Annotated in this window: 7 protein-coding genes; 5 read left to right on the top strand and 2 right to left on the bottom strand. The window is 69.6% G+C overall.

The genetic code is table 11. The features are described 5' to 3' along the window. Window positions 1-185 (bottom strand): hypothetical protein (locus tag ACIRDX_RS19330; protein ID WP_396627073.1); only part of this gene is annotated, 185 nt, incomplete at its 3' end. 219 nt (window positions 186-404) lie between these two features. Here ACIRDX_RS19330 and ACIRDX_RS19325 point away from each other — a divergent pair. Next, the gene (locus tag ACIRDX_RS19325) at window positions 405-866 is read left to right on the top strand and encodes a Smr/MutS family protein (protein WP_396627072.1); all 462 of its coding nucleotides are present in this window, start codon (window positions 405-407) and stop codon (window positions 864-866) included. 67 nt (window positions 867-933) lie between these two features. On the opposite strand, the gene ACIRDX_RS19320 is transcribed toward ACIRDX_RS19325, so the two are convergent. Continuing rightward, window positions 934-3,513: a sigma 54-interacting transcriptional regulator gene (locus ACIRDX_RS19320; protein ID WP_396627071.1), complete on the bottom strand. Its 2,580-nt coding sequence runs from the start codon at window positions 3,511-3,513 to the stop codon at window positions 934-936. A gap of 207 nt (window positions 3,514-3,720) precedes the next feature. Between ACIRDX_RS19320 and ACIRDX_RS19315 the strand changes: the two genes are divergently transcribed. From ACIRDX_RS19315 to ACIRDX_RS19300, 4 genes are all read left to right on the top strand, one after another. Then, window positions 3,721-4,158 (top strand): putative quinol monooxygenase, encoded by a 438-nt coding sequence (locus ACIRDX_RS19315; RefSeq protein ID WP_396627070.1) that lies wholly within the window; start codon window positions 3,721-3,723, stop codon window positions 4,156-4,158. Window positions 4,159-4,178: 20 nt separating this feature from the next. Next, a complete protein-coding gene (locus ACIRDX_RS19310; protein WP_396627069.1) occupies window positions 4,179-4,928 on the top strand; it encodes a DUF2092 domain-containing protein in 750 nt (249 codons plus the stop codon). Between the two features lie 10 nt (window positions 4,929-4,938). Then, on the top strand, window positions 4,939-5,421 hold the full coding sequence (locus ACIRDX_RS19305) for a hypothetical protein (protein ID WP_396627068.1): 483 nt from the start codon (window positions 4,939-4,941) through the stop codon (window positions 5,419-5,421). A 53-nt stretch (window positions 5,422-5,474) separates the two neighbouring features. Next, window positions 5,475-6,307: DUF3604 domain-containing protein (locus tag ACIRDX_RS19300; protein WP_396627067.1), on the top strand; the 833-nt coding region annotated here is incomplete at its 3' end.

Below are 6,307 nucleotides of genomic sequence, written 5' to 3'. Positions count from 1 at the left end.
GCGGCGTCGAACGTCCAGGCCACCTGCAACTGGCCGACGTTGGCCGTCGTGATCTGGTCGAGCGTGGAGTAGTGGGTGCTGCCGGCGTCGCCGAGATAGCTGCGCCAGTCGCGTCCGGCGCCCATGGCGGGTGTCTCGTCGGTGCGCGAACAGGCGGCCGCGAGCAGCAGAAAGACAGGGAACACACGACGGGCCAGATGCACCAGAGACGCCTCCGGCGGCCACTATAGCGGAATAGCCGAGCGAAGGGTCGCAGCGATGCCGGTTGCGCCAGGGGGCGCCGACCGGGGCGGTCGGCCGGTGTCGTTCCCCCGAGCCGTGTGGCACGGGCGAAAGGTAACCGCGACCGCACCGGACCGGTCCTCGGCCGGGCCGCGCAGCACGTGACACAATCGCGCCCGGGCATGGCGTTCGTCATCGGGGATCAGGTGCTGGTGGTCTCGCTCAACCGCCACGGGCAGATCGTCGAGGCCCGCGGTCAGGCCTGGCGTGTACTGGTCGGCGGGCTCACCATCACGTGTCGGCGCGACGACCTGCGCGCCATCACGCAAAAGTCGAAGAAATCCCGGCCGCAGGCGTCGTCTGCGCCGGCCAAGTCCTCGAGCCAGCGCCAGCCGCACGCCACATCGGACGAACCGCGTTCAACCATCGACCTGCACGGCTGCACGACCGTCGAGGCGCGCGAGGCCCTGCTCAGGCACCTCGATGTGGCCCTGCGTGCCGGCCACGCCCTCGTCGAGGTGGTCCACGGCATCGGCACTGGCCGCGTGCGCGGGGCGGTGATGGCCGCCGTGAAGGACGTGCCATCGGTGCGATCGGTGCGGCCGCATCCGACCAACAAGGGCGTGTTGCTGGTGTACCTCTAGCAGGTTGCTGGAAGAGCCAGCAACCTGAATTCACAGTTCACAATTCAGAATGCAGGGGCCGCGAGGCTCAGTTGAGCGTCGACGGCCTCGGGCGCTGGATGCCCAGCTTGCGCATGCGGCTGCGGAGTGTGCTCGCGTTGATGCCGAGCGCGTCGGCCGCGCCGCCCTCGCCTTCGATGCGCCAGGCGAGGCGTTCGAGCGTCGCCGTCATGTGATCGCGTTCAGCTTCGGCCAGCGTGCGGCGATCGTCGGCGCGGTCACGAGGCGACCCCGTCACACGCGACGGACTGGCGGTCTCCTCGCCGATCTCGAACATCGGTCCCGGGTTCGAGATGACGGCGCGCTCGACCACGTTCTCGAGCTCGCGCACGTTGCCGGGCCACTCCCGCGCCTGCAGCGTCTTCATCACCGCGCGCGACACCTGGAGCATCGGCCGACCCTGCTTGCGGCAGTGCTTCTCGAGGAGGGCCGTGACCAGCAGTGGGATGTCCTCGGGGCGCTGCCGCAGCGGCGGCACGGTGATGGGGAACACGTTCAGCCGGTACCAGAGGTCCTGGCGGAAGCGTCCCGCGCGCACCTCCTCGTCGAGGTGCCGGTTGGTGGCGGCCACGAGGCGGACGTCGGTCTTCAGCGTCACGTTGCCGCCGACGCGCTCGAACTCGCCGTCCTGGATGGCGCGCAACAGCTTGCCCTGCAGTTCCAGCGGGAGTTCGCCGATCTCGTCGAGGAAGAGCGTGCTGCCGTCGGCGATCTCGAAGCGGCCGCGGCGCTGGGTGTGCGCGCCGGTGAACGCGCCCTTCTCGTGCCCGAACAGCTCACTCTCGATCAACGAGCCGGGAAGGGCCGCGCAGTTGAGCGTGACCAGCGGTCGCGCGCGGCGTGGACTGAGGTCGTGCAGCACCTGCGCGATGAGGCTCTTGCCGACGCCCGTCTCTCCGAGGAGCAGCACCGTGCTCGACGTCGGTGCCACCTGCTGCGTCTTCGCGAGCACGTAGCGCATCACGTCGCTCGACCACACGAGTCCGCCGACGCCTGGCGTGGGCTGCAGCTGCTCGCGCAGGTAGGTGTTGTCGACCTCGAGTCGGTCGCGCAACTGGCGAATCTCCTCGAGGGCGCCGCGCAGGTCGTCCTCGGACTTCTTGCGCGATGTGATGTCGCGGTTCGAGCCGCGGATCCCCAGGTCGCGACCGTCGGCGCCGACCACCCGTGTCGACACGTGATCGATCCAGCGCCACTCGCCGGTGACCGTCCGGATGCGGAACTCGACGCGGGTCGGTGACTCGCTCGAGGTCGCCTCACGCATGTGGCGTTCCCACAGTGCCCGGTCGTCGTCGACCACGATCTCGGCCAGCAGCGACGGCCTGGCCGCGAACTCACTGGCTGGGCGGCCGGTCACGTCCACGCACGACGGCGAGTTGTAGAGGAAGGAGCCATCGGGCCGCACCCAGTATTCCCAGTCGGCCGTGAAGTCGGCGACGGTGCGATAGCGTTCCTCTGCCTCGGTCAGGCCGGCTTGCGCGCGACGCCGTGTGCGTCGCTCGAACAGCAGGGCGCCGATCAGCACGCCCTGTCCGAGCAGCAGGCCGCTGGCGCCCAGGACCTGCAGCTTGTACTGCGACCAGAGGGTCGGCGGGCGGAAGAGCACCTCGCTGCCTGCTGGCAGGCGCGACTCGTCGATGCGCCAGCGCTCGAGCTCACGCGCGTCGAACGTCAGGGTCGCCGCGGACACGGCAATCGGCGGGATCGACTCCGCACGTTCGCCTTTCAGGATGCGCCCGGCGAGCGCCGCGGCCTGCTCGGCGATCGCGTCCCATCTGATGAGGTCGCCGCCCACGATGCCGTCCCCGAGGAACGTGTCCACCGCGGCCACCGTGGGGGCGTTCGCGGCCCGCACGATGGCGTTCAGGACTTCGCGGCCTACCATCGACCGGCCGGTGGTGTCTCCCCGATAGCTCGTGAAGAACACGACGCTGGCTGGCGGCAAGGACGCCACGCGGCGCAACTGCTCGCCGAGGGGCAGTCCCGCGAGCCAGATGACCTCCGGCGCCGGCGTCCGTCCCTTCTCGACGAGCGACCGGGCGAACGCCGCGTTCCTCAGGTCCGAAGGCGCACCGCCCCCGACGATGGCGACGGCCCTGGTGTCGGGCAGCAGGGTGGCGGCGACGCGGCCGGTCCGCTGGCCGGCCAGCACGAGCAGCGCGCCGGTCACGTCCTCGGGTACCGACAGACGCGCGAGCTCGTCCGGTGACAGGTGGCTGAAGACCACCGGCACCCCGGGGAACAACTGGGACCGGTAACGGAGCAGGAACGTCAGGGCCTCGGTGCCCTGCGTGACGACGAGGTCGAATCGATCCCGGGTGTATTTGGCCGCCAGGAGGTCGCGGACGCGCTCCCCGTACGGCACATCGGTGCCGTCGGGCAGGTCCAGGTACTCGAGGTGGAAGTCGATCGGCGCGCCCCTCGACGCTTCGAGTGCGCGGCGGCACGCCACCTCCGAGGTGGCGACCGAGGGGGCCGTCGACCTCAGGGAGAACAGCATCAGCACCGAACGGGGCGTGGGCGCCTGATGCGCGTTGGCGCGTCCGGGCCAGTGGCCCAGCACCAGCACGACGACGAGCGCCGCCAGCCATGGTCGCGAAGTTCGCATCGAGACCCACCCCCGGGGCGGGGTGATGCTAGCACGCCCCGCCCGTGCCATTTCGCGGGCCCGCGACATGACGAGGCTCACGGCCTGTCAGCGATGCCGCACCCCAGTGCGCCACCTGAGAACTAAACATCAATTGCGCAGCTACTTACGTGGCTATCCGACGGTGGTCCCGCGGAATGGCGTGGACCTTGCGATACCCGAGAGCAGATGCAAGCGGTCTCGGCAGTCGTGGTGCTGTCAGCCCAGATCGAGGCGCATGCCTCGGGCCGGCGCGAGCTGGTGCAGGCCCTCCTCGAATGGGTGGCCGCGGCCGGCCGCGAGACGGGCGCGGAGCGCGTGCACGTCTACGAAGACCTCGAGTCCGCGCCGCGCTTCCTGGCGGTGAGTGCCTGGACCGACATCGACGCCATGACGACGCACCTGCGAGGCGCGGCCTTCGGCGTCCTGATGGGCGCGCTCGATGCGGTGGGCGCCCCGGCCGTGTTCTCGATCGCGCGCCAGGAAGGCGGCAACGCCGCCGACAGCATCCGCACCCTGCGCCGGCTTGGCAACACTGCCGCGCCACCTGCGCTGGCTGCCGCCCTCTCACCACCCGGCATCCTGCCGTCCCACCCCGGGGCGACGGACGGTCCCGGCTCGAAATGAAGGTTCACCAAGGAGTCCAGATGATGCGCAGTCTCCCGTTGTCCGCAGTCCTCGCCGTCACGATGGCCATGGCGGCCATCCCGGCCGGGGCACAGCAGACCCCGCCTGCCGTCGATCCCGCCGCCGTGAAGGCGCTCGACGACATGTCGGCCTACCTCCGCACGGTGAAGACGTTCGAGGTCGAGGCGCTGACCGCCACCGACGACGTGCTGGACGACGGCCAGACGGACCAGAGCACCGGCCGCACCATCATCGTCGCGCAGATGCCCAACCGGCTCTTCGCCGAGACGACGAGCGACCGCATGTCGCGCACCTACGTGTACGACGGCAAGACGTTCACGCTGTCGGCCCGCCGCGCCGGGTACTACGCCACGGTACCCGCGCCGCCGACGGTGCGTGAGCTGGCAGACGTGCTCAGCGACAAGTACGACCTTGAGATCCCCCTCGCTGACCTGTTCCTCTGGGGCGCCCCGGGCTGGAGCCACGGCGAGCTGACGTCCGCGATCGACCTCGGCCCGGCCGTGATCGACGGCACGACGTGCCAGCACTACGCGTTCCGCCAGGCTGGCCTCGACTGGCAGGTGTGGATCCAGAAGGGCGACTTCCCGCTGCCGCGCAAGCTGGTGATCACCACCACCGACGACGAGGCGCGTCCGCGCCATGCCGCGGTCTACCGCTGGAACCTCGCGCCGTCGGTCAACGACGCGGCTTTCGCCTTCACGCCCCCCAAGGGCGCCAACCGCATCATCCTCGCCACCGTGGCGCAGTAAGGACACCGACATGTCTCGCACTTTCCGCGCCTACATCTCCCTCGCGCTGGCCATCGTCCTCTGTGGTCCCGCCGTCACGCTCGTCGAGGCCGGCGACCGCAACAAGGCCAGGACCAGCGTCAACAACAAGAGCGCGAACCGCAACACGAACGTGAATCGGAACACCAACGTGAACCGCAACACGAACGTCAACCGGAACACCAACGTCAACGTGAACAACAACCGTCGCGTCGATCGCGACATCGACGTCGACATCGACGTCGATCACCACGGCTGCTGCTACCACAACAACGGCTGGGGCGTGGCTGCGGCGGTCGCCACGACGGCAGTGGTGACGGCGGCGGTGGTCGGCACGCGCGTCACGGTGCTGCCACCGGCCTGCACGGTCGTGTACGCCAACGGCATCACGTACCAGCAGTGCGGCAGCGTGTACTACCAGCCCCAGTTCGTCGGCACGAGCACGACCTACGTGGTCGTCAACTCGCCGTTCTAGGCAGGGGTAGGGCCGGGTGTCACACCCGGCCGCATTTCGAGTTGGAGGCCGACGTGACGAAGCGACGTGCGGGTGGCGCCCTGGCAATGACGGGCGCGGTGGTGATGTGGACGATGGCCTGCGGGCAGCCGGGAACGGCGCCGCAGGGGACGCAACCGGCAGCCGGTGGGCCCGCCGTGACCGACATCGGCGCGGTTCAGGACGCCTTCGACACCGACGAGAGCACCGGTGTCGAGGTCCCGAGAACCAAGGCCGAGCTGGAGGCTGCGCGCCAGGCCTACTCGCCCTTCGCCGGCCGCACCTATCCCACCAAGGTGTTGTTCGGTGACACACACAACCACACGTCGAACTCCGGCGACGCCTACATGGCAGGCGCCAGGCTGGGTCCTGAAGAGGCCTACCGGTTCGCCCGCGGCGAACAGGTGGTGTCGTCGACGGGTGTGCCGGTGCAGCTCTCGCGGCCGCTCGACTTCCTCGTCGTCGCCGACCACGCCGAGGGCCTCGGCCTCATGTCGCAGCTCGAGGCCGGCAACCCCGGCCTGGTCACCGATCCGCTGGCCGCCCAGTGGGCCAAGACCCTCGGCAGCGGCACGCCGGAAGAGCGGGCCGCCACCGCGGCCGACATCGTCGTGCGCCAGGGCAACGGCACGTTGCCCAAGACCTTCAAGGACCCGAAGGTCGTCGGCCCGATCATGACATCGGTGTGGCAGCGGTACACGGCCACCGCGGAGAAGTACAACGAGCCGGGCAGGTTCAGCGCCATCATCGGCTACGAGTGGACGACGGTGCCGGGCGGCAACAACCTGCACCGCAACGTGATCTTCCGCGACGGCAAGGACAAGGCCGATCAGGTGTTCCCCTTCTCCTCGTGGAACAGCGAAGCCCC

Origin of the sequence: Luteitalea sp., assembly GCF_044337415.1 — a bacterium.
In the GTDB taxonomy this organism is placed as follows: Bacteria; Acidobacteriota; Vicinamibacteria; order Vicinamibacterales; family Vicinamibacteraceae; genus Luteitalea.
Note: the sequence above shows the minus strand (reverse complement) of the source record. Positions and strands in the feature narration are given on the sequence as shown.